Here is a 23,656-nt window from a genome sequence, read left to right on the forward strand (position 1 = left end):
GAGGAATGCTGGGCACCCCAGGAAATCAACCATGCGATAAAAGACGTTTTTTTCATTTTTATTCGCTCTTAGGCATTTCAAAAATCATTTCAAAATAAATATTGAAATATTTTTTTAAATAAATAGCGCGGAATCGTTAGGTCGTCAACTACTTTTTCGAGGCCTTTTTTACGTGACTGGACAGTCTGTTTTTCAGCTGTTTGGTCAGGTCTCTAGGGCAGGCATTTGCGACGTTCGACCCGGCGATGAGGGCCACGATTATTTGTTCGCCAAGGCAAAGGGCGGATGCAGGACCGTGGCCGTTTCCACCGGGCGCACGCGCTTGGCCACGTGCAGCACGGCCTCGACCACCCGCGCCGTGGCGGTGATCGGCAGCATGTGGCCGCGCCCTTCCACCACTTGCAGCTTGAGGCCGGGCACTTTATCGGCGAGGGCCTGGCCATGCCGGCGGAAGTCCAGCACCTTGTCCTGCGCGCCATAGATCAGGCCGATGGGCAGGGCCAGTTGGGGGTAGCGCTTGACCATCCCGGGCAGGCAGTCGTTGACCAGCGCAATCTCGCTGGAGGCGGCGTAAAAGTTGTCGGGGCGCATACCCAGCAAGCCGCCGCCCCGGGTGGCGAAATCCTCGGGAGCGGCGTCCGGCGCAAACACGCCCTTGACCACCGAACGTCGAGTCAACAGGCCCATGGGCACGGTGAGGGTTTTGGCCACAAAGCGTCGCAACCAGGCCGGTCGCACCGCCAGCGACCAGAACACCAGCGGCAACCTGGGTTGGGGATGGGTCAACGGTGCCACCAGCACCAGGCCCGATATAGCCTCAGGATGATCGAGGGCCAGGGCCAGGGAAATCGCGCCGCCGAGGGAATGCCCGAGCACCAAGGGTTTGTCCAGGCCAAGCTGGTTGATGAAGGCCGCGACTTGCCGCGCCTGGGCCGGCAAGTCCGCAGCGGTACCTTTATGCCGCGTGGAATACCCCGACCCGGGACGGTCGAGGGTGATCACCCGAAAGTGCTCACGCAACTGGCGGGACAAGGCATAGGTCAGGTTGCGACTGCTGCCCATCAGCCCGTGAATCATCACCAGGGGCGGGCCCTCGCCCTCTTCCACATAATGAAAGCGCTCGCCATTCACCTCCACGAAGCGCCCGTTGATCGGAACAGCGGCTTCGATGCGCCGTGTCATCCAGGCGCTGAAACCCCATAGCACCGCACTTGCCCCCACCAGCACACCTGCAGCAGTCACCCATTGCACAGCCATAGCTCGTCCTCGGCTTCCCTGTGACCGGCGACCTGACCGGAATTGATCAAGGCCTCGGCCAACGTCCACACCCTGGACCTGAACGGCGTGCGTACCACGCTCGTCCGTCGGACAAGTCGCACATAAGGCACAAGGTCCTAGCGTAGGCGCTATTTTCAGGTAGATTATTTAAAATCTTTTTTAAAATAATTAATTCAATTTTTCTTTGCAATGGTGTTCTATCTAAAAGACACAACAAAAACAGGAGCACATCCGATGCCCATGAAGGACCGCCTATGAATGCCCACAGTGATTCCATCGACATCGCCATCATCGGTTCGGGTTTTGCCGGCCTGTGCATGGCCATCAAACTCAAGGAAGCGGGGCTCACCGACTTCTTTATCGCCGAGCAGGCCGACACCCTCGGCGGCACCTGGCGGGACAACCATTACCCCGGTTGCGCCTGCGATGTGCAGTCCCACGTGTATTCGTTTTCCTTTGCACCCAACCCGGACTGGACTCGGCAGTTCGCGCCGCAAGCGGAAATCCGCGCCTACCTGGAAGACTGCGCGGTGCGCTTCGGATTGGCGCCCTACCTGCGTTTCGGCATGGGCCTAAAGCGCGCGGTGTTCGATGAACAGCTACAACGCTGGCAGTTGAGTTTCAGCGATGGCCGCCACGTCAGTGCGCGGGTGCTGGTGTCGGGCATGGGCGCCCTGGCACGCCCGGCGCTGCCGGAGATTCCGGGGCTGGAAACCTTCAAGGGCAAGCGCTTCCACTCCCAGCAGTGGGATCACGCATACGCCTTGAAGGGCAAGCGCGTGGCGGTGATCGGCACAGGGGCCAGTGCCATCCAGTTCGTGCCGCAGATTGCGCCGCAGGTGGCGCACCTGGATCTGTTCCAGCGCACTCCACCGTGGATCATGCCCAAGCCCGACCGCGGGATTTCAGCGTTCGAACGCTGGCTGTTCAGACACCTGCCTGTTACCCAGCGCCTGGTGCGTGGCGCCTTCTACTGGGCACTGGAAGGCCGTGTGCTGGGATTTGCGCTGCACCCGCAGCTGATGAAAATGGTGCAGAAAGTCGCCCTGCGCCACCTTCGCAAACAAGTGCCGCGCCCTTCCCTGCGCAAGGCCCTGACGCCGGACTACACCATTGGCTGCAAGCGTGTGCTGATCTCAAATGACTACTACCCGGCGCTGTCGCGCAGCAATGTCGAGGTGGTGACCGACAACATCCTGCGTATCGAAGCCGACGGTGTGATCACAGCCGACGGTATCAAGCACCCGGCCGACTGCCTGATTTTCGGCACCGGCTTCCAGGCCACTGACCCGCTGCCCCGGGACTGCATCATCGGTCGCGACGGTGTGGACCTGATGGACATCTGGCGCGACGGCGCACACGCCTATAAGGGCACCACGGTGCCGGGCTATCCCAACCTGTTTCTGATCATCGGGCCCAACACCGGCCTGGGGCATAACTCGATGATCCTGATGATCGAGGCGCAGGTCACCTACATCCTCGACGCGCTCAGGCAGATGCAGCGCCATCGCATCGCCACGGTGGACGTCAAACCGATGGTGGAACAGGCCTACAACCGTCAATTGCAAGACCAACTCAAGCGCACCATCTGGAACACCGGCGGTTGCCAGAGCTGGTACCTCGACCCACGTACCGGCAAGAACACCACTCTGTGGCCCGCTTCGACATGGCGCTTCAAGCGGGTCACCCGGCAGTTCGCACTCAAGGACTATGCGGTCGACCTGTTGCCCCTCACTGCGCCGCCCCGTCCGGCCACGGCGCCCCACTCCACGGCAGAAGGCAGCCTCTCATGAAGTCATTCAACGGCCGCGTGGCGGCGATTACCGGCGCGGCATCCGGCATGGGTCGCGCCTTGGCCCTGGCACTCGCGCGCGAAGGTTGCCACCTGGCACTGGCGGACAAAAACGCCCAAGGCCTGGAGCAGACCCTGGCACTGATCAAGACCTCAACCCTGGCGCCGGTGACGATTACCACCCAGGTCCTGGATGTGGCCGACCGCCAGGCCATGGAGGCTTGGGCGGCGCGCTGCGTGGCCGAGCATGGCCAGGTCAACCTGGTGTTCAACAACGCCGGCGTGGCCCTGTCGAGTACAGTCGAAGGCGTGGACTACGCCGACCTGGAGTGGATCGTCGGCATCAACTTCTGGGGCGTGGTCCACGGCACCAAGGCGTTCCTGCCGCACCTCAAGGCCAGCGGCGACGGCCATGTGATCAACACGTCCAGCGTGTTCGGCCTGTTTGCCCAGCCCGGCATGAGCGGTTACAACGCGACCAAATTCGCCGTGCGCGGCTTTACCGAAGCCCTGCGCCAGGAGCTGGACCTGCAACGCTGCGGCGTCTCGGCCACCTGCGTGCACCCCGGCGGCATCCGCACCGATATCTGTCGCAGCAGCCGCATCGACGCGAACATGACCGGCTTCCTGATCCACAGCGAACAGCAGGCCCGCGCCGACTTCGAAAAACTCTTCATCACCGATGCCGACCAGGCCGCCAAGGTGATCCTGCAAGGCGTGCGCAAAAACAAGCGTCGCGTGCTGATTGGCCGCGACGCGTATTTCCTCGACCTGCTCGCCCGTTGCCTGCCGGCGGCCTATCAAGCGCTGGTGGTGCTGGCCAGCAAGCGCATGGCCCCCAAGCAACGCAGGCCAGTGTTTGAAACCAACGACGAGCCCCGTCTCTGAACAGGAGCACGAATCATGTTGCCGATCCGCCGCGACCTCCATTTTGCCCTGCCCGCCGAACGCATCACCGACTGGCACGAACAGGGCCCGTTCATCACGCATTTCTTCAATGCCTTGTCGCTGCTGTTCCCCCAGGGCGAACTGTTTTTCATGGACAGCGTGCGTCACTACCGCCAACGCGTCGACGATCCGGCGCTAAAGAAACAGATCCAGGGATTTATCGGCCAGGAGGCCATGCACAGCCGCGAACATGTGGCCTATAACGACCTGATGCAAGCAGCCGGGCTTCCGGCGCACACCCTGGACCGTCGGCTTAAATTCATTCTCGATCTGCAGAAGAAACACTTCGCACCGTCGTTCAACCTGGCGATCACCATTGCCCTTGAGCACTACACGGCGATGCTCGCGGAAATCCTCCTGAGTGACCCGTCGCGCTTTGGCGATTCGCTCAAGGGCTACCAGCAGATGTGGTATTGGCACGCCCTGGAAGAGACCGAACACAAGGCCGTGGCCTTTGATGTGTGGAACACGGTGATCAAACCCGGGCCCAAGCGTTACCTGCTGCGCACCGGAACCATGCTGACAACTACGGTGTTTTTCTGGCTGGTGGTGCTGGATTTTCATGTGCGGCTGTTGATTGCCGACCGCAAGGCGGGTGGGCACCTCAAAGGCTTCTGGCGCATGTTGAAATTTCTTTATGGCCCCAAGGGCGTCTTCCCACGCATGCTGCGGCCGTGGTTGCACTACTTCAAACCCGGCTTTCACCCCTGGGATCACGACAACCGTGCACGCCTGGCGGGTATCGATCGCTTGGTCGAGGAGATCGAACACACCCAACGCGGCTACTAGACCTGCGCCATGGCCGCACGCTGGCGCACAAAGCTTTCCAACTGGTCCCCCGGCAGTGCCTTGCTGAAATACCAGCCCTGGATAATCAGCTCGGCGCCGGTGTTCAAGAAGGCCAACTGCTCGGCGGTCTCAACGCCCTCCACCACCACGCCCAGGTTCAGCGCTTCGCAGAAACGCAGCATGCCGGTCAGGACCTGGGCGCCCTTGGGATCGTGCTGCGCCACCACAAAACTGCGATCGATCTTGATGAAGTCCACCGGGAACTGGTGCAGGTAACTCAAGGCCGAAAACCCGGTGCCGAAATCATCGATATAGACCTTGGCGCCGATGCCCTGCAGTTTCTGGATGTTCTGGCGCGTGGCAGGGATATCGCTGACCAGCGCGTCTTCGGTGATCTCCACCGATACCTGGCCATGGGCCTGGGCGAGGATCTCCACCAGGCGCTCGCCGTGGGCGGCGTCGGTCAGGGTGGCGCTGGAAATATTGATGGTCATCGGCAGGGTAAAGCCGAGTTTCTGCCATTTCTGGTATTGGCGAATCGCCTGGGATGCCACCCACATATCCACGTCCGGCATCAACCGCGCCTGGGCCAGCCATTGCAGGAACTCCCACGGTGAATGCACCGTACCCTGGGCATCGCGGGCGCGCATCAGCGCTTCGCAGCCAGTACACAGCCCGGTGCGGGTCGAGACCTGGGGCTGGTATTCAAGATAGAACTCATAATCGCTGATCTGCTGGATGCGATTCAGTTCATTGGCCTGGCGCGCCAGGGCCTTGTGGGAAGCCAGGACCGGGTCCAGTTCGCGCAGCCGGCCTTTTTCTTCCAGGCCGCGGAAGGTCATGTCCAGGGACTTGAGGTACACCGTGCCACCTTCGGCAGCCTGGCGATGAATCGCGCGCACATAGGGTGCATACACCAGCGTGCCCAGGCCCAGGAGCGTCACTTGCAGCGCGACTGCCGCCAGGTCGCCATGAGTACTCAGGTAGGCATTGAGCAACACCGGTGCGGTAAACGGGACGCTGGCCACCGCCGGGGATACCCAGCCCAGTTGCACCACGGTAAGCGCCACCGTTGCGTTCAGCGCGGGCACCAGTAGAAACGGAATGAACAGACGCGGGTTGAGGATGATCGGCAGGCCGAACAGCAGGACTTCACTGACGTTGAACAGCGAGAGCGGCAAACTCGCCACGGCCACCAGGCGCATGGACTGGCTCTTGGAAAACAGCAGGATTGCGATCAACAAACACAACGCACCGCCCGAACCACCGATAAAGGCAAAGCTGCCCAACAGGCCGCCGTTCAGCACATACCTGATTGGCTCGCCCGCTGCCAACGCGGCGCCGTTGAGCACCACGGCCTGGTCCAGCACATCAAACAGCGGTTGCATGGCATAGACGCCGTGAACCCCGAAAAACCACAACAGCGAGTTCATCAGGGTGACAAACAAACCGCTGCCGTAGGGCGATTCCAGCGCATCGAGCACCTGGGGGCCCTGCAACTGCGCCACATAGGGTATCTGCAACAACAAGGACAGCGCTGCCACCAGCGCCAGGGCGGTAATGGCCCCTGGCACCACCATATTGATCGTGCCTCGCAGGTTGTGCCCCACCAGGTCTTCGTTGACCAGCCGCGTCCAGCGAAAACGGTGCAGCCAGGCCAAGGCCGGTACATTCAGCAGCGGCGAGGCAATAGCAATAAACAGCAGGAAGGTGGCCGATGCCCGGGGATATTCCCGCAGGATAAACGTCGCCAAGACCACATGGGCCAGGCACAGGAACGCCACCGGCAATTGCGGCAGGCGGTGCTGGATCGCCAGCATGTAGCCAATGGAGGCGGCCACCAGCCACGGGATCACCGAACTGATCTGATTGTGCAACCCCGCCAGGAAGCTCACCACCTGCGGGCTGCAGCCCAACACCCGAGCGCATTCGGACAGGATCAGAAAGGCCGCCGACACCAGCAGGCACGGCAAGATCCACAGCAGCCCTTCGCGGATCGCTCGCAACGAATCGGCACTGGCCAAAGCGGCCAGGCGCTGGGTAAAGAAAAGTTTGAACAGCGTTTGCGCCATGACCCATCCCTCTGCCCATCGCCCGCTGCCCTTGGAAAGCAGGGTCGGAAGCACCGGGGCTAACGCTACACGTCCTGGCACCGGGAGCGAAAGTCCTTTGCCATGGGTATCGGTGAATTTCCAGCAATGAGTGACAGTCAAAGCCGGGCATCTCCAATAATTTAATTTTCTGATCTGGACCGGTCCTGGAATCTGCTTCAATACCCGTTATCCGTGTTGCTTATGCACACACGGCTTGCCTCGCGCCAGAAACCGAGGCCTGGTCCCACCTGATTTGGAGCACGCCCTTGTCACCTCCCGGCGATAACCACCAGCTCGCGCTGGATCGATTCCTGAACGAACATCCCGATGTGGCTGCCGAACTGAACACCCTGAACCCACTGGCCGCTCAGGCCAAGGGTGAAACCCTGGCACAGTACCGCGCCGAACGGCTGCATGAAGCCTTCGAGGCAGAAGCAGAACGCCAGGGTTTGTTTGCCTGGGAGCTGACCCTCAGGCTGACCAGCCAGTCCCCTGCTGACTTCGAGGCGCGGCGCCTGGAAGTACACAAGGAAGTTGCCCAGATGGCCGGCTTGAGTTGGACCGAATACTGCCAACTGCATGATTTGGCTGATTGACACGCCCACTACACAAACCAGTAGCGCCGTCGTCTATTCATCGCTTCGCACAACTCCTCGACGGCAATGGTTCGGCACTCAGGGTCCAGGGCCAGCGCAGAACGCAATGCCGGCCAACACCGCCGAGGCAATTGCCGAGGCCTGGACAATGGCTGATCCGACTGATGCTCGCCGGGGCGCCGTCCCTGGGCGAGCTCATAGATTACGCAGGCGGCGCCATACAAGTCGGCCCTGGCGGAGATGTTTCCCCCGGCCACCAGTTCCGGCGCCGCATACCCGGGCGTCCAAGCCTTAAAGCGACTGCGACTCAAGGTGGGCAGCCCCGCAGCCTGCTCCGCCTCGGCATGGCCCAGGCCGAAATCGAACAGCCGCACTCCCTGCTCGCCCAGCATGATATTGGCCGGTTTCACATCGCCATGCAGAACGCCCTGCCTGTGGGCATAAGCCAGTGCATCCAACAGTTGCAGGGCGATGGGTTGCAACTCCCGCCACGGCAATCCATACGGGCACTCCGAGAGGATGCGGTCAAGGGTCCTGCCCTGCAGCAATTCCATGGTGAAGAACGCAACCTGACGCGGAGTATCGACCTCGAAAGCGTACGTTCTGACCACGTGATCGTGCCGCAGGCTCCGGGTCAGGGCAAACTCGCTGTACAGCAATACATGGCCGTCGGAAGATTCGGCAAGCGTATCGCCCAACAACTTGAGAGCCACCCACGCGTTGGGCTCGCCGAACGCCTCGTGCAGCATATCCCGGGCTCGGTAGACCACTCCCATGCCACCGCTGCCCAATAGCCGATCCAGCTGATAGCGCCCCGCAAGCAGTTTCGGCGGGCCGGCGACCTCGCTCATGGCTGGACTACCACGGCCGTCAGGTCATCCTGGGCCGCCCCCCGTAGCACGTCGGAAAACAACCGATCCACTACCTGGCGGGGCGGCCCCACACTCAAGGCGCTGCCCAACTCGCCATGGCTGAGGCCCTGATACAAACCATCGCTGCACAATAAAAACACATCCCCAGGTTGGGTAATGAACTCCAGCACCGCCAGGCTCAATGGCTGCCGACCACCAATGGCACGGGTCAGCGCCCTGGCATCCGGATGCGCCAGGGCCTGTTCCAGGCTCAACTGCTGCTTGTCCATCAGTTGCTGCCACAGGGAATGGTCCCGCGACAGTTGGTACAAACGTCGTCCCCGCCAAAGATAGCAACGGCTGTCCCCGACCCAGATGCAGGCTGCGCGATTACCCTCCAGCAGCAACGCAACCACGGTGCTGCCCATGATGCCGTGGGCAGCTTGTTCCGTCGTGGCTTGCCCCATTTGACGGTCGAGCCATCGCAAGCAGCGGCGTATGGCATCGATCCGTTCGTCAAAGCTGCCTTGGTCGGGCAACGAAGCCAGGCTGCTGATGACCCAGTGGCTGGCCAAATCCCCAGCCAAATGCCCACCCATTCCGTCCGCTACCGCCCAACAACCGCGCCGGGGGCAGTCGAGGAACGCATCCTCATTGCGCGCGCGTGTCTTGCCTCGCGCCGTTCGCCCGGCGCTGCACCCATCGGCATGCACATGCCTCACAGTTGCTCCGGCAAACGGAAGGTGCGCCAGTTCGCCATCTGAAAAGGACCAGGGTTGCGATGGCTGTTGAGCAGGAAGGTGGCACGCGTGCCAGCGAGCTCAGCCTTGAGCAGCCGAGAACCCCGGCCACTCCCAGGCTCACTTTGCATCAGCTCGAAAAACCGGAACAACGACCAGGGACCAGCGTTTTTTTCCATACCCAGCGGCCGCTCCGCCCCCCGCTCCAGCACCAGGCTGCTACGGCCATCGTCCGCCTCGCCTGGCCACTGGAAAGCCATGGGCACGATCGGGCCATGGCGGTATTCAAGGTGTTGATCACCAATGCTCAGGATCGCTCGGCTAACCGCCTGGTCCAGGCTATAGGGGGCCAGCGTGAAGCGAACCGCCCACTCCCCCTGGTCCTCAGTAAAAAACCCCTGGCGAATCACCTGGGCCTTCGTCAGCTGGTCCAGCAATGAGCGCGACAGCGCCAGGCTACGGCCATCCAGGCCGCGTAGACGATAGCGACCGGACTCGGCACTGACAAAGGCCCGCAGGTAGCTTTCATAAAAGCGCGCCATGCCACCCCGCGGCTTGAAAAAGTCCTGGAAATCGCCAAGGGCAACATCACTCTCGGACCGTGGGTTGAATGGGTACCGACGCTGGATCGCCTTGGCGTAAAAGCCATAGACCTCACTTTGGTAACGCTGATTTATATACACATAGGCATCATCGAGCAGCAGCCGCCAACTGTCATCGGCAATGCCTTCAAACCACTCCTTGACCGGCAACGGCAGGCGCCCGGCAGCATCCCGCAGATTCCCCAGCAATGGCTGCTGCCCTTCCATTCGTTGCCTGGCCATCATGAATGCCGCCTGCCCTGGGGTAGCTTCGCGGTTAAGGGCCGCCAGTTGCAGATGCCATTCATCGAGCAGCCGCAACGCCTGCGTCAGTTCAGCTCCAGGGTTCTGATCCGCGTCCAGCAATTGGTGCAGGTGCTCGAACCGACGCTGCAGTGCACGCCGGGCAGAATCAGGCTTTGCCTGCCCATGCAACGGGCTGGACAACACGCTGGAAGCGCTGGTCTCGAGCTCGCCGGCGGGCGGGCTCAAGGCCTCAAGGGGGTCGTTGGTCGACAGCAGGCGTGTGTTTTCCCGAACCTGTCGCAACAGCTGCACCAACGGCGACTGCGCTGACGCCAGGCTGGCAAGCCCGTCAGCATGCTGGCTCAGGCTGTCACTTTCCTGCAGGCGCACCTGGCCGATGGCTTGGCTCCAGGTGTCGGCGTACTCACTGAAATAACGCTGCTCGAGCTCCAGCATCAATTGGCGCAAATCCAGGCTGCTGAGGTCTGCGTCCTCCCCAAGTACCCAGTTGTCCTGAGCAATGGCATTCACCAGCCGAGAGCCCTGCCTTTCGAAATACTGCACATACCGCCGGGTATAGAAGCCGGGGATGGGCTGCTCGATCGCTGCGAACCCCCTCCCCTCGGCCAGGCGCAAGGGCTCAAGGTCACGCGCCTGGTCACGCAGCGCCCGATAGACCACGCCCGCCAACGATTCGCCGCGCAGTTCCTGGCGGGCCTCGGCGACCAGCTCAACGTTCAAGGGCATCGCGAAGGGGCGCTCAAGCAGCCGTGCAAAATGTGCATTCAATCGTTTCTGCACCGAAGCATCACCGGCATAGCGCACAGCCCAATGAACGGCCACGCGTTGCGCCAGCCAAACCTTATCGCGCCGCTCGCGAAGACTGAGCATCAGGTAAGCCCGCAGGATGTCCAAAAGCCCCTCGCGGTCGCCAAGGCTGGCCCGTACCTGTTCTTCAAGCATCGTAGATACCAGCGGCAACAACTGCTGGTGCAGCAAGTCTTCATAGGCACTGACCAACAGTGGCCGACTCGCCTCCCCTTGATACAAGCCGCCCCGCTCCACCGCACGGGCATCCGCCAACGCTGGAAACACTTGGGTCGCAGCCAGGCGGTCGTCCAGCACACGCAGGAGCACCAGGGTATCGTCCAGACCGGGTGACGCGGGCGGCTGTGGCTTGAGCAGTTGCGCCAGTTGCACCAGCCGCTGGTGATTGATCGAATAACTGTGTGCCCACAGCCACCCCGCCGCGACAATGACCAGGGAGGCGGCCAACGCCAGCAACCCTTGGTGTCGACGGATACGCTGTCGTTCCGGAGTTTGCAGCCCGGCGAGATTGGCCTCGGCAAAAATCACCCGGTTGAACAGGCCCTGGACGAAGTAGGAACGCCTGTCGGCAGTCTGCGCACTCGTCAGGTAAAAGCCACGCAATCCGTTAATACGCTGAAAGCGATGAGAGGAGAACGCAGACTCCACAAACAGGCACAAACGTTCACCGATTTGCGCAGCCTGCCGAGGAAAATCGAGCATCAGCCCGCGACGTTCGATATCGCGTTCCTGATGCAAACGCGCAATCAGCTCTGCTCCAAGGCGTTGCAGAAACGCCTCAAACGCTTCGCGAACCTGGGTGATCGCGGTACCGGCCGGACCTGTTGCCACGGGTTCTCCCAGCAGGGCTTCGGCGCCGTCGCCCTGGGACGCATCAAAGAACTCGACAAAGCCCGGCAACCGGTCAGCCTGGGTCAATACCAGATAGATCGGCACATCCACATGCAGCATCTGCTGTACGTCCTGCAACCGGGTGTGCACGTGGCGCGCATGCAGGTCCAGGTCGCGATCATTGCTGCCAAGCAGCGTCTCCACCGCCAGCGTCACCACCACGCCATTGAGCGGGCGAGCCCTGCGCCGCAATCTGAGCTGGTCCAGAAACGTCGCCCAACCGGCCCCATCCACGGCACTGTCGGGTTGGGCCAGGTAGCGCCCTGCGCTCTCGACAAGGACAGCTTCGTCGGCGAGATACCAATCAAAATACTGGGTTGCGCCCGGTGCCATCGCTTCCTCCCGATCCAGTGGGAACTGCGATCCGCAGGCGGCCAGCAGACAGGTTCTGCCGCTGCCCTGCTGGCCGAGCAACAGATACCACGGCAAGTCGTTGCGCCAACGCTCATTGCGCTCGCCATAACGACGGGAGGTTTTCAGTGTGTGCAACGCCTCCTTGAAACGCCCCCGCACCTGCCTCCGCTCTTCGTCAATCAACCCCTTGCGTTGGTGGCGCTCCTGGTGCTCGCGCCGATTCAATCGTGCGGTACGGCGTGAGTCGACCATGACCATCGCTAACCCCCACAGCAGGAATAACCCGCTTATGGTCAACAGACGAGCTGGAGCGCCCTGCCAGAAACGATGGTCGTCCACCGCCAGCAATGGCCCGAAAAACCACACCAGCAACGCGCTGGCGAACACCACAAACAGGCTCCAGACCCAAGTCTTGCGCAGCGCCGTGCCCACGCCCTTGAAGAATGCGTTCATTCATTGCTCCCAGCGTTACAACGGCGACCGTGTCTGATCCGACGCCAAAGATTGAAAAGGTTGCAGCACCGCCATGCGTTCATTGCCCAATGCCCAGGCAAAGCCCAGGTACATGGCCAGCAAACAGGCGAGCGTGAAGACGACGACCCCGGCAGGGGAAAAGATGCGCAGCCCGGCACCCGGTGCCTGTGCTGCGGCAGCGGGCACAGACATCGGCGGGCGCTCACCGCGCACATGCCGGATCTGTCGATACAAGCCATCTCGTACCGCTTCCAACTGCGGCCCGCCCCGCTCCATGACGCGGTATTTACCTTCAAACCCCAGTGACAGGCACAGGTACATCAACTCCAGCATTGCCAGGTTCTTGACGGGGTCGCGGGATAAGCGCTCCAGCAGTTGGAAGAATTTTTCGCCACCGAAGGTTTCGTTGTGAAAGCGGCTCAACAGGCTGGATTTCGACCAGTCACTGCGACTGCCCCACGGGGTAGTGACCACGGCTTCGTCAATAACGCTGCACAGCACATAGCGCGCCGACATGACCTGCCTGTCCTCTGCACCCTGGTGCAAGGCATACGCTTCAAACGCCGTGATCCCCGACGACAACCGATCATTGAGGGCCTGCAAGCTTTCCCGGCCGGAACTGCGCTTGAGTCGAACGACCTGCGACAAGAGTTCCCAGGCGGCGGCCACCAGGACGTTGGGCCCGATCTTGAAACTCTGTGCCCCTTGCAGGCTGGCGGTGTAGATCATCCGGTCTTCCAACCGTTCGAAGCGCGGTGGCGATGGGAAGTCCGTCACCGGCGCCCCTGCGGGCGCGCGACCATCGAGGTCAAGCAGGATAGTTTTTTCGTCCTGCGGGTATTCGCTGTCCATTGTCATGGCATTCAGTTCCTGATGGCCCAGAAATTGAGTTTGAGTTCGGCAAACTCGCCACTGGCGTGGAAGGCAAAACCGCCCGATTGCTCCAGCTGCGTGATATCACGGGCACTGAGTTCGAGCATGAAATAGGTCTTGCCGGCATGGAACGGGATCTGTCGGGGCGCCACCGGCAGTGGCTTGACCTTGATGCCGGCCAGATGCAGATTGACCAGCTCGCGGATGCGCTCCACGGAGCCGATTTTCAAGTGCGCCGGAAGGCGGTGGCGCAGCTCCTCCGAATCGCACTGGGCAGTTGCCGCCAGAATGAATGTTGCGCTACCCAGCAGTTTGAGATCACTCACCGGACAGACCAGCACACCATACTGTCGCGGCTCCAACGGGAGCTCAGTGGCGTGTTGTTCCAGCACCAACGACAGCACGGTGCGAATGCCTTCCATCAACCCACGAAAACTCGCCCCCTGCTCACCATGCTGGTAACGAGTCTCCAGTTGCGCGCGTTTGTTGTCGGTGGCGAACGTCGACAACTCGCCGAGGATCGACAACAACTGCCTGTACAACACCTCCGGACGTACCTGGCTCTGACTCAGGAAGTGACGCAACACCAACTCGGTTCGATTGATCAGCTGCAGCATCAGGAAATCGCCGACCTGGGCCCCCTCCGATCCACCACCTCCCCGGATCCTCGCGGCGATCGCATCGCCTCGGGTGCCCAGCAGACTCAGCACTTCCTTGATACATGACGCGACATAGCCTGAGCCCTGCACATGGATAAACGCCGGTACGAAATCCGCGTCCAGCCGCACGCCGCCCTCGCGAGTCGAATCCAGCACCCGGGCAACCTGGAGTTTCACCTGCAACGTGTCACTGGTTTGCTCCCCTAACAGCAATCGCAGGTCCGGGCGTGCACAGTTGATCCGGCAAAGGGAATCAAAGCCAGCATTCGAATCAGTGATCTCCGCTTCGCAGCTTACGTAGCGCGCCAGCACATCACTGTGCTCCTGCTGGCGCACTTCAACCTGATTGCCGATGGCCAACGGCAACGCCAGGTAAATGGCTTGCCCACTGGTGTGGGCAGGAACCTGCAACACCAGTGGCTCCATTACGCTGCTCAGCTCGAACAAGCTGCCATCGGGAAATACACCGCTGGCCTGGTTGACGACTACCTTACCCAGGTTGAGGTACTGCACGTCGACGTCAAGGGTCAGGAATCCCCAACCATCAATGCCCAGCAAACGGGTACGGTTGAGTTGCTGGTGGTAGTAACGGTCGTTGTGCTGCAAGTGTTGGGGGCGCAGCAGCATGCCCTCCTGCCACACGACTTTATGAACCTGCATGTCTATCCTCCGACCTCCGGGCTTGAGGGGTAACGACGCGAACCCCGGACTCGTCGAGCATCAGCTCGACACGCGTCAGGCGCTGCCGGGCGACGGGCAGCACAAGCCGCCATTGCACATGGGGCAGGTCCCGGTAGGCAGCCACCACCCCGACATAACGACTCTGTGGTTCGACACTGAGCTTCAGCGCCAACCGCTCACCGGGGCGCAGCTCCAACTCCTCGCTGTTGACCCAGTCCTTGGGCAGCGCCTGCTCCGCGCGGCTATAGAGGGTGAAGAAATCAGCGTTTTCGAAAGCCACCGGGTGCCGCAGCTCCAGCAGGCGCACCACGATGGGAGACGGGCGACCGTGAAGATCGCGGTTGACGCCTTCGCTGGCGCTCAACGCCAGGTCCAGCTTGGTCAGGGTTGAATACGGTGAGACGCTGGCACACCCGGTCAGCAAGCCGAGTACAAACAGCATTGACAGAACGGCAGCTCGATACATGACAGTCATCCCGGATAAGCCGCATGCAGCGTGGCGACCAGGCGCACCTGCTCCGCGTAGGCTTTGGAAAATTCGTTACGCAACAGCTGCTCGCCCAAGGGTTGCTCGTCGATAAGGTGTCGGTAATGGCGCTGGTAGGCCCGCCAGTGGGCTCCATCGGTAGAGAACCTGGCCGGCATGTCCTGGCGCTCGAAGCACAGCAATAGATGGCTTGGTGCAAATGCCTCCACAGCGCCACGTATTGCAGCACGGCAAGCCACGACCAAGGCCAGCTGGTGGATTTGCATTTCCCGGAATGCCTGGGCGACCGCTACCTCTGCAGGCAGCGGGCCCGGCTCAGCGAGGCCCAACAGTGAGGCCAGGGCAGACGGGGTATCGGTGCAATCCTTCAAGGGGTTGTGACTCTTAATGGCAGGCACGGTCCAACCGAGGTTCAACTCGCCGTTCAGCTCATCGCGAGTACGCAGACTCTGCTGCAGCCCTTCGATGGTTTGCCTGAACAGGCCAGCCACCTTGATCGCCAGGGCTTCGCATGCCTGGGTATCGAGCGTATCCAGGGGCACGCCCATCGCGTCCGCGAACTGCGACCAGAATGGGGCACGACTGGCTGCAGTCACCTGGGCGGGTTGAGTCGAGGCCTCTTCCGTTACTGGCTCGGCCCATCTCGGCACGATCAAGTGATCCCGTTCCAGGGGGCAGTGGGACAGTGCGCAGGCCGCCCTCGCAGCCGAGAGTTTCAGCGCCTCCGGATCCCCGGGTGAGCTGCCATGCACCTGCTCGGTATCGAGTGCGTGCAAGGGGTCAAGCACCAAAAACGCGTCATCCGGAATCGTATCGTTGCCGAAAAACATCTGCCGGCCATTTTGTCTCCCGGGCGCCACAAGTCGTGCACGGATATCCACTGGCCCCAGTTGGTAGACATCACCCTCGCTGATCAGTCGTGCCTGCCCCTTGCACAAACGCTCCGCGCTGCCCGACACGCCAATGCCATTGCTGCTGATGTCGGTAAAAAAATACTGGCCATCCCGGTAACTGACCAGGCCATGATGACTGGAGAGCAAGCGACTGGCGTCGGGGATGACCCAGTCACAGCCGATCCCGCGGCCGATCACGCCGCCGACGCCGTCGAATGTCTTACAGGATGCAGGCTCACCGCTTCCGGTATTGCACACCTCTAACACTAGTTGCATGACAAGGCTCCGCTGTTCAATCGCTGCGACGTGTCGCCTGGGGGTCACCCAGCGGACGGTAGTCAGCGTCATCAAAAACGTAATTGGCGTTGCAGCCGCTCAACAAGCACAGGACAAGCCCCCAGGCTTTCCAAGTACGAAGTGGCATCAGGTATCTCCAATGAAAGTAAGGCCGGCGGCGAAGAGTGGAAGCCATATGTGCACCATTCAGCATCCCCCTCGGACATCGCCGCCAGGGATGTTCAAGCGTGTAAGTCGGTAAAGCAGGGTGCGGCGTGCGAGCCCCAACTCACGTGCCGTACGGGTCCGGTTGCCACGGTTCTTGTGCAGGCAGTCGATCAGGAATACCCGTTCAACCCGCTCCAGGCGCTGGCGCAACGTCGCGCCGACGGCTGTAGGGGTCGACGCGGGCGCCAGGGACAGGTGTTCAGGCAGCACCACTGCGTCGTAACACAGCAGTACCGCGCGCTCCACCAGACATTTGAGTTCACGGACATTCCCGGGAAAAGCGTGGCACGACAGTTGATCCAAGGCCGCAGCAGACCACTCCACCGGCGAGAGCCCCAGCGCAGCGCAGGCCGATTGCGAGAACTGTCGCGCCAACAGCAGCACATCTGCGTCGCGTTCGCGCAAGGCCGGCAATTCGATCGGGAACTGCGCCAGTCGGTAGTACAGGTCCTCGCGAAAACTACCCTCCGCCACCATTGCAGCCAGATCACGATGGGTCGCTGCGATAATTCGCACATCGACCTTATGGGCCGCATCGGCTCCCAACGGGCGAACCTCGCCTTCCTGCAACACCCGCAGCAGCTTGGCCTGGAGTGACAGCGGCATATCGCCGATTTCGTCGAGGAGCAACGTGCCGCCATCGGCGGCGTCAAATAGCCCCGCATGGTTACGTTCGGCGCCTGTAAAGGCGCCCCTGCGATAACCGAATAGCTCGCTCTCCAGCAGACCCTCGGGAAAGGCCGCACAGTTCTGCACCACAAAGGCTTTGCTACGGCGCGCCCCGGCAGCATGGATGGCCCGTGCCACCACCTCCTTGCCGGTTCCGGTCTCCCCGCGCAGCAGCACCGTGCAGGGCGCATTCAGCACCTTGCCGATCAGCCGGTAGGTTTCTTCCATGGCTGCGCTGTTGCCGATCAGCCCATACTTCATACGCGCCGAGGGTAGACAAGGCCTGGCCTGGGAGCCGTTGTGCGGCGGACGCACACGTCGCAACAGCGCCAGTTGACTCAAGGCGAAGCTTGCCAGTTGGCTTAACGATGGTCCGTAGTCCAGGAGCAATTTCGACCGCTGGCTGGCGCACAGCAATAGACCGGCAACGGCCTTGTGGCGACCGAACAGCGGCAGGCATATCAACGAGTGCCAGGGCGTAGCTGTCGCGGGTAGAAAACCGCTTTCGTACACACTGTCGTCCAGGTTCTCCACGCTCAGGATGCTGGGATGGCCGAGCACGTGACGCAACAGTTGCTGATGCTGAAAGTCGGCGCCGCAAGCACCCTCGCCGAGGGGCAATGCGCCAGGCAAATACTGGGCAATCAAGTCCAGCCGACCCGTGACCTCGTCCCGCCAATATAACTGGCCGAGTTCGCATTCACTCAGTTGCGCAGCCGCGGCAACACACAGGCCTGGCAGCGTTGTCTCGTCACCCTCGATGCCCATTCGGGTGAACCAGGCCAACAACGTCTCGGCGTATGCCAGGGGCTGGGGTAAAGGGGCAAGCACATCGTTCATCATTGGCTGAACTCACAGATCGGCAGCCCGTCACCATCCAGGCAGGCGTGGGCCCGCGACAGCGGCTCACCCGTCGCCACCGCCCCAAGCAGTCGATCGACCATCTGCGGCAACAGGTGGATCTCGATCCATTGGTCGATGTACCGCGCTCCGCTGTCGCTATGGACGCACCGCTCAGCCATATGCGTGACCAGTTCGGTCGTATAGCTCAAGGCCAGCTTGCGTGACTGCAACCTTCGCCCAAGACGGTCAAGCTTGAGTCTTGCCAGGTCATGCAACACAGCGCCCATCAACGGGTAATAGGGCACGACTCGCATCCGGGCGAGCAGTGCCGGTTTGAAATAGTCGCGCAGCAGAGGGTGAATTGCGTCCTGCAGCACCTGGGTGCCAGGTCGTCGGCCGCCTTCACATAAGTCGATAATGCAATCGCTGCCCAGGTTGGAAGTCATCAGGATCAGCGTATTGCGAAAATCGATTTCCCGGCCTTCGCCATCATTGACCAGCCCCTTGTCGAAGATCTGATAGAACAGGTTCAACACCTCCGGGTCGGCCTTTTCGACTTCGTCGAGCAGCACCACCGAATAGGGGCGCCGGCGCACGGCTTCCGTCAGCACCCCGCCCTCTCCATAGCCGACATAACCGGGAGGTGCGCCAATCAGCCGAGACAGGGCGTGTTTTTCCTGAAACTCCGACATGTTGAGGGTGGTGACAAAACGTTCGCCGCCATACAGCAAATCACCCAGGGCCAGCGCCGTTTCGGTCTTGCCCACACCACTTGGGCCCACCAACAGAAACACACCGACCGGCGCATCGGCCTTGTTCAGTCCGGCAGCCACCGCGCGCAGGTTGCGGTCAAGCGCCTGTATGGCAGGTTCCTGGCCGAGAATGCGCGACCGCAGCGCATCGGCAACCCCCAGCACCGATGCACTGTGCTCAAGGGACAGTTGTTCAACCGGAATGCCCGTCCAGGTACTGATGACCTCTGCCACCAGGCGAGGGCATACGCGCACCGGCTCCTCCAGTGCGCGCTGTGCAAGCCAGCGCTGCTGCCGATGTTGACGTTCGCTCTCGACAGCCGCCAAGCGCAGGCCCAGCGCTTGCGCAGACTGCTCATCAACTGGCAGCCCCGCATCCCTGTCTCGATTCAGTGCCTCGCGCTGGCGCGAGCCTTCAGCCTGTTCGGTACACAGGCGTTCCAATGCCTCGGGCACCGTCAACTGGTTGATGCGCGCACGTGCGCAGGCGGTGTCCAGCACATCCACGGCCTTATCGGGCAACTGACGCCCTGCCAGGTAGCGGGCGCTCATCTGCGCCGCCGCGACGACGGCATCGTCACGTATATGCACGCCATGGCTGGATTCGTAGGCCGGGACCAGCCCGCGCAGGATCGAAGTCGCCTGTTCAACGCTGGGCTCGCCAACCAGCACAGGCTGGAAACGCCGCGCCAAGGCCGGGTCTTTTTCAAAGTATTTCTTGTATTCGCCCCAAGTCGTAGCCGCGACGGTCCGCAACTCACCGCGGGCCAGGGCCGGCTTGAGCAGGTTGGCGGCATCGCCGGCCCCCGCCCCCACCAGGGTATGCGCTTCATCGATAAACAGAATCACCGGTGTCGGCGCGGCATTCACCTCGTCAATCACGCCGTTGAGACGCCGCTCGAACTCGCCCTTGATGCTGGCACCGGCTTGCAGCAGTGCCATGTCCAGGGTCAGCACACGCACACCCTTGAGTGGCTCCGGCACCTGCGTGCTGGCGATGCGCAGGGCAAGGCCTTCGACAACCGCGGTCTTGCCCACCCCGGCCTCGCCGACAAGGATCGGATTGTTCTTGCGCCGCCGCATAAGGATGTCGATCAGTTGGCGGATCTCACCCTCGCGACACAGCACCGGGTCGATACGCCCTTCCTGGGCCTGGCGTGTCAGATCATGGGTAAAGCGCGCCAGCAGTGACTCGCCGCCTGCTGCCGGGCAGATGTCAGGCCCCTGGTCCAGCACAAACCCGTGTATACGCTGTGCATCCAAACGGCTCAACAACGCGTGATAGCCGGTGCCTGCGTGCTGCAGCGGGTGGCGCAACAACGCCAGTAACAGTGCACCGTGGTCCACGACGCTCTGGCGCAACTCCAGATGGGCAACCATCAACGCCTGTTGTAACCACTGCACGAGGGCCGGGGCGAACACCGGATTACGCGTGGCACTTGCCTGCCCCTTGGGCTGCAGCGTTGCTTGCAGCGTCTGCGCCTCGATCCCGGCGTCGGCCAAGGCTCGTATCAAAAGCCCCCTGGGACGTTCCAGCTGGGTCAGTAGCAGGTCTTCCACCAGGACCTCCCTGCCACCTCGCGTCACGCAACGTTCGGCCGAGCGCTCCAGGTCCTGACGGACTGCGGGCGTCAATGTCAGGATCAGCTGTTGCAGGTCTACATTCATCATGATCATTGTTCCCTAGTGAGCATTGCTGGCCACGATGACCGCACCATCGGCGCACTCGTGTGCCAGCCAAGTGGTCCACCCCAGCCTGCAGACATTGTGTTCACCCACGTGCAACGGCCTGATCGCCTCCTTGGCCAGCACCAGCCGCAGGTCATGCTCCAGCGGGTCTCGTGCAGCCAGTCGCACCAACGAACACAGCAGTGGATACTCCGACCCCGTCGGCAAGAAACCATGGAAGCGCTGCCAATCCAGATCCTGTATATGCACCCGGAACTTACCGTTGCAGTCGGTGATCCGGCTTCCCAGTACTTGGTCGAAGCCCAACAGGCTGTTGGCACAGCCAAGCTGGTTCAACTGCGGGGGAGCAATGGCAACCGTGCGTTCCACCCATTGCTCTATAAACACGCGCTCATGCTCGAAGTAGTAGCGCAGCACTGTCTCGATCACCGCCGCCGAGTGCGCCCGCAGGCCAAGCAACCCCAGGTAGGGCAACAGTCGCTTGCAGTCCAACTGCGCAGTGGTACGGATGCGCTGGCCCCTCAACCCGATCAACGCAAACATCTGCTCGGAAAAAGCATCACGCGCCTGCGCCTGGAAACACGCCTGGTAGCGGTATTTGCGCCAGATCGGCAGCATCAGCCGTTGCAGACGATGGTGAAACAGGTCCAGGAAGTCTCGAGTCGCGTGGCCGCCCGCTCCATCGGCACACGCCTGCTCACCGTAAAAGGCCGGCAAGGGTGAACCTGCGCCACAGAGGCCCAGGACATTGAGGCGAAGACGCGCACGCAATTGATCGTGTTCAACAAAAAACTCCAACCGGTCAATATCGTGACCGGGAAAACCAAGACCCGGGTTGGCCTGAAACTCCAGCCGCTCATAGAGTGCGTTGTCATCCAGTAGCGGATGGGCGTCGCGCAGGCGCTTGATCACCTGCGAAATCGCCTGGAACAGCGAATATTCACGGATGGCACGGCACAGTTGCTTCAAAGCAGGGGCTGCTGCCCCATCTGAGGTGGCCATAGGTACACATCTCCTTGTGTGCTGATGACACGCAGCTCGTGGTAGGCATTAAGGCTGGCATAAAGCGCGAAGAACTCGTTGAGCACCGAGGCGAACAAAAACGCTTCGCCCGCCCCCAGAAAACCTTGGGAATCAATGCTCAGGTCGACCCGCAACCCTCGAATCGGCATGCCCCGGTGCAAGCGGTCGACGGCCGTATGGCTGATGGATCGCAAGGCCCCCAGCCTTCTCTGGCTGACCTTTTTCGCTTGCAGATCGTGGTAACGCGGCACGTCATAGGTTTCGAGGACCACCCTCAAGACATTGATGTCGCTCAGTGACAAATAGTTGAGCGACATGTTGCTGATAAGTCGCCAGAGAAAGTCCTGGTCCAGGGGCGGTGCAAAACTCGCAGTCGGCGCGCAGATATTGCGAAATGACAAGCCCTCCGGTGTCTGCTCACAGGGCTGATTGATCTCCCCTGCCTGCAATTGCCGAGGCAGGTTGTGATTGGTGCATGTCAGTTCGATCGACAGCGTTTCCTGGGTATGCCCCCGCCCGTTTCCGAACCCCAGCCAGGTATCGAGCCCGGCATGATGCGCCGAAGCACGCTGACGAATGCTGTAGCTGGTGGGCGCTGCTGATGCATCGATAACGCCGTCGTGCTCAAAGGATTCAAATGGTACGTACGCCTGATACCCCAGCCCGCCAGGGCGCCAGCCCGTGACCTTGTCGACGGAAAATACACAGGCGTTTGCGCGCGCATATTCCCCAGGAATCAACAGGTATTCGTCCTGCTTGCCATCCAGGCGAATCGGCACCGCATCATGTTTGAACAGGTTGACGATGGGCGTGCAGTACAGCCTCACGTTGTCCAGCGTGGGGCATCCGGTTGCCTGGCACCGGGTGCGTAATTTGAAGCACAGCCTGACGCTGCAGATTTGCTTGAGTACGTCCTGGGGCAACCGCTGCAACGCATCCAGGCCACGCACATCGACGAACAGGTACTTTTCAGGAAAGGCGAAATACTCCTGCAGATGGCGGTATCCACGAAAGGTATTCTGCGGATAAGGCATCAGCGCATGCTCCTCCGCGAACCCCACCGGACTGACCTGATCGCCACCCAATTGCAACAGCAGGGGCTGGCCATCAGCCCCGCTGACCGCAAGCCCATCACCGCCCAATGGCAGCAACACGATACCCTCAACCTCGCGCAACAGGCTCAGGTACAACGCTTGACTGATATAGCGGTCTCCCGACAAATGCAGGCGCAATTGATCGAACGCACATTCGCTGAAATTGCCTTCGCCGCCCATGTCCAGGCGCAGGCTCAGCAACGCCTGCTCTCCCTGGACGCAGTACTCCAGCGCGCTCAGTTGCAGCGGCAAGATGCAGGTGGCGTAGCAGGTTCGAAAACGACAGCGCTCACCATTGACCGCAGCGCTTTCGACCGGTGTATCCCGTGCGACCATCACACCGGGCCCCGCATGTTTCAACGGATCGAACTGCAGGATACTGAACGCCGGTATGGGCCGCATGTAGTTGGGCCACAGCAGATGCATCAAGGAATGAGTCAGCTCAGGCAACTCGTCATCCAGCTTCTGGCGCAGGCGACCGGTGAGGAAAGCAAAGCCTTCCAGCAGTCTTTCCACATCCGGATCCTGACCGGCCTCCCCTAAAAAGGGCGCGAGAGCAGGATTGCGCTCGGAAAAGCGCCGCCCGAGCTGTCGCAACGCACTGAGTTCGCTCTGGTAATAGTGGTTAAAGGACATCAGGCAAGACCTCAACCTGTCCAGCATCCTGCAGGCGCGCGGTGAACACCACGGGCTGCGTCACACCGTCAACGCAGAGCGTGGCGTCAATGGCAAACGCCAGCGCCAGAGGATCGTCACCACAAGGCAACGCCCTCACGTGCGTATCCTTCAAGCGGGGCTCATAGGCCCGGATAAACCGCTCGATCAACAAGCGCGACTGGCTCAATGACTCATGCAGACTCTGGCTCGTGTCATTGAGATCCGGCATACCGTAATCCTCCAGTGTCTGCACACTGCCAGCGCGGATGCTGAGCATCTTTCCCAGATGAGCTGCGACGGACGTCACTGCACATGATGATTTTGCGGCCGGACTTTCAAGTCGCTCGAAGAGGCTTTGGTTACGGGTCATC

General features: G+C 61.2%; 19 protein-coding genes. 4 read left to right on the forward strand and 15 right to left on the reverse strand.

The genetic code is table 11. The features are described from left to right. Positions 1 to 258: 258 nt before the first annotated feature. Positions 259 to 1,257 carry an alpha/beta fold hydrolase gene (locus BLW22_RS15745; RefSeq protein ID WP_074846991.1) on the reverse strand — a complete coding sequence of 333 codons (999 nt, stop codon included), beginning with the start codon at positions 1,255 to 1,257 and terminating at the stop codon, positions 259 to 261. Between the two features lie 275 nt (positions 1,258 to 1,532). On the opposite strand from BLW22_RS15745, the gene BLW22_RS15750 reads away from it, so the two are divergent. From BLW22_RS15750 to BLW22_RS15760, 3 genes are read left to right on the forward strand one after another with little or no spacing between them, the layout of a single operon-like run. Continuing rightward, on the forward strand, positions 1,533 to 3,071 hold the full coding sequence (locus BLW22_RS15750; protein ID WP_074846992.1) for a flavin-containing monooxygenase: 1,539 nt from the start codon (positions 1,533 to 1,535) through the stop codon (positions 3,069 to 3,071). Beyond that, entirely contained in the window at positions 3,068 to 3,958 is an 891-nt protein-coding gene (locus BLW22_RS15755; protein ID WP_074846993.1) for an SDR family NAD(P)-dependent oxidoreductase, read from the forward strand. The genes BLW22_RS15750 and BLW22_RS15755 overlap by 4 nt, the downstream gene beginning before the upstream one ends. Positions 3,959 to 3,973: 15 nt before the next feature. Next, positions 3,974 to 4,807, forward strand: coding sequence for a metal-dependent hydrolase (locus BLW22_RS15760; RefSeq protein WP_074846994.1), 834 nt, complete (start codon positions 3,974 to 3,976; stop codon positions 4,805 to 4,807). Here BLW22_RS15760 and BLW22_RS15765 read toward each other — a convergent pair. Then, the gene (locus BLW22_RS15765; RefSeq protein WP_065927137.1) at positions 4,804 to 6,879 is read right to left on the reverse strand and encodes a PTS sugar transporter subunit IIC/EAL domain-containing protein; all 2,076 of its coding nucleotides are present in this window, start codon (positions 6,877 to 6,879) and stop codon (positions 4,804 to 4,806) included. The two genes, BLW22_RS15760 and BLW22_RS15765, sit on opposite strands and share 4 nt — an antisense overlap. Positions 6,880 to 7,166: 287 nt before the next feature. Here BLW22_RS15765 and BLW22_RS15770 point away from each other — a divergent pair, with 287 nt between their 5' ends. Next, on the forward strand, positions 7,167 to 7,496 hold the full coding sequence (locus tag BLW22_RS15770) for a DUF6388 family protein (protein ID WP_065927138.1): 330 nt from the start codon (positions 7,167 to 7,169) through the stop codon (positions 7,494 to 7,496). Positions 7,497 to 7,504: 8 nt separating this feature from the next. Here the strand turns inward: BLW22_RS15770 and BLW22_RS15775 are convergent, their stop codons facing one another. Genes BLW22_RS15775 through tssE form a run of 13 tightly spaced genes read right to left on the reverse strand, consistent with a single transcriptional unit; the run spans position 7,505 to position 23,655 of the window. Next, complete coding sequence (locus BLW22_RS15775; RefSeq protein ID WP_065927139.1) at positions 7,505 to 8,347, reverse strand: serine/threonine-protein kinase; 843 nt, start codon at positions 8,345 to 8,347, stop codon at positions 7,505 to 7,507. Further along, the gene (locus BLW22_RS15780) at positions 8,344 to 9,060 is read right to left on the reverse strand and encodes a PP2C family protein-serine/threonine phosphatase (protein WP_074848182.1); all 717 of its coding nucleotides are present in this window, start codon (positions 9,058 to 9,060) and stop codon (positions 8,344 to 8,346) included. Before BLW22_RS15780 ends, BLW22_RS15775 begins: the two co-directional genes overlap by 4 nt. Positions 9,061 to 9,065: 5 nt before the next feature. Continuing rightward, entirely contained in the window at positions 9,066 to 12,440 is a 3,375-nt protein-coding gene (gene tssM, locus BLW22_RS15785) for a type VI secretion system membrane subunit TssM (protein ID WP_074846995.1), read from the reverse strand. 15 nt (positions 12,441 to 12,455) lie between these two features. Beyond that, complete coding sequence (gene icmH, locus BLW22_RS15790; protein WP_065927142.1) at positions 12,456 to 13,319, reverse strand: type IVB secretion system protein IcmH/DotU; 864 nt, start codon at positions 13,317 to 13,319, stop codon at positions 12,456 to 12,458. 5 nt (positions 13,320 to 13,324) lie between these two features. After that, a complete protein-coding gene (gene tssK, locus BLW22_RS15795) occupies positions 13,325 to 14,653 on the reverse strand; it encodes a type VI secretion system baseplate subunit TssK (protein WP_065948209.1) in 1,329 nt (442 codons plus the stop codon). Next, positions 14,640 to 15,140, reverse strand: coding sequence for a type VI secretion system lipoprotein TssJ (tssJ, locus tag BLW22_RS15800; RefSeq protein ID WP_074846996.1), 501 nt, complete (start codon positions 15,138 to 15,140; stop codon positions 14,640 to 14,642). Before tssJ ends, tssK begins: the two co-directional genes overlap by 14 nt. Positions 15,141 to 15,145: 5 nt before the next feature. Continuing rightward, positions 15,146 to 16,330, reverse strand: coding sequence for a type VI secretion system-associated FHA domain protein TagH (tagH, locus tag BLW22_RS15805; protein WP_065927189.1), 1,185 nt, complete (start codon positions 16,328 to 16,330; stop codon positions 15,146 to 15,148). Positions 16,331 to 16,346: 16 nt separating this feature from the next. Beyond that, positions 16,347 to 16,478, reverse strand: coding sequence for a type VI secretion protein (locus BLW22_RS35390; RefSeq protein ID WP_074846997.1), 132 nt, complete (start codon positions 16,476 to 16,478; stop codon positions 16,347 to 16,349). Positions 16,479 to 16,537: 59 nt separating this feature from the next. After that, positions 16,538 to 18,070, reverse strand: coding sequence for a sigma-54 interaction domain-containing protein (locus BLW22_RS15815; RefSeq protein ID WP_074846998.1), 1,533 nt, complete (start codon positions 18,068 to 18,070; stop codon positions 16,538 to 16,540). Continuing rightward, a complete protein-coding gene (locus BLW22_RS15820; RefSeq protein ID WP_074846999.1) occupies positions 18,067 to 20,493 on the reverse strand; it encodes an AAA family ATPase in 2,427 nt (808 codons plus the stop codon). Before BLW22_RS15820 ends, BLW22_RS15815 begins: the two co-directional genes overlap by 4 nt. Positions 20,494 to 20,505: 12 nt before the next feature. Beyond that, positions 20,506 to 21,513 (reverse strand): type VI secretion system baseplate subunit TssG, encoded by a 1,008-nt coding sequence (tssG, locus tag BLW22_RS15825; protein ID WP_065948205.1) that lies wholly within the window; start codon positions 21,511 to 21,513, stop codon positions 20,506 to 20,508. Further along, positions 21,477 to 23,264 carry a type VI secretion system baseplate subunit TssF gene (tssF, locus tag BLW22_RS15830; protein ID WP_074847000.1) on the reverse strand — a complete coding sequence of 596 codons (1,788 nt, stop codon included), beginning with the start codon at positions 23,262 to 23,264 and terminating at the stop codon, positions 21,477 to 21,479. The genes tssG and tssF overlap by 37 nt, the downstream gene beginning before the upstream one ends. After that, positions 23,254 to 23,655, reverse strand: a complete 402-nt coding sequence (tssE, locus tag BLW22_RS15835; RefSeq protein ID WP_065927190.1) for a type VI secretion system baseplate subunit TssE — start codon at positions 23,653 to 23,655, stop codon at positions 23,254 to 23,256. Before tssE ends, tssF begins: the two co-directional genes overlap by 11 nt. Position 23,656: the final 1 nt, after the last annotated feature.

The sequence above is a fragment of the Pseudomonas marginalis genome, assembly GCF_900105325.1.
Lineage (GTDB): Bacteria > Pseudomonadota > Gammaproteobacteria > Pseudomonadales > Pseudomonadaceae > Aquipseudomonas > Aquipseudomonas marginalis.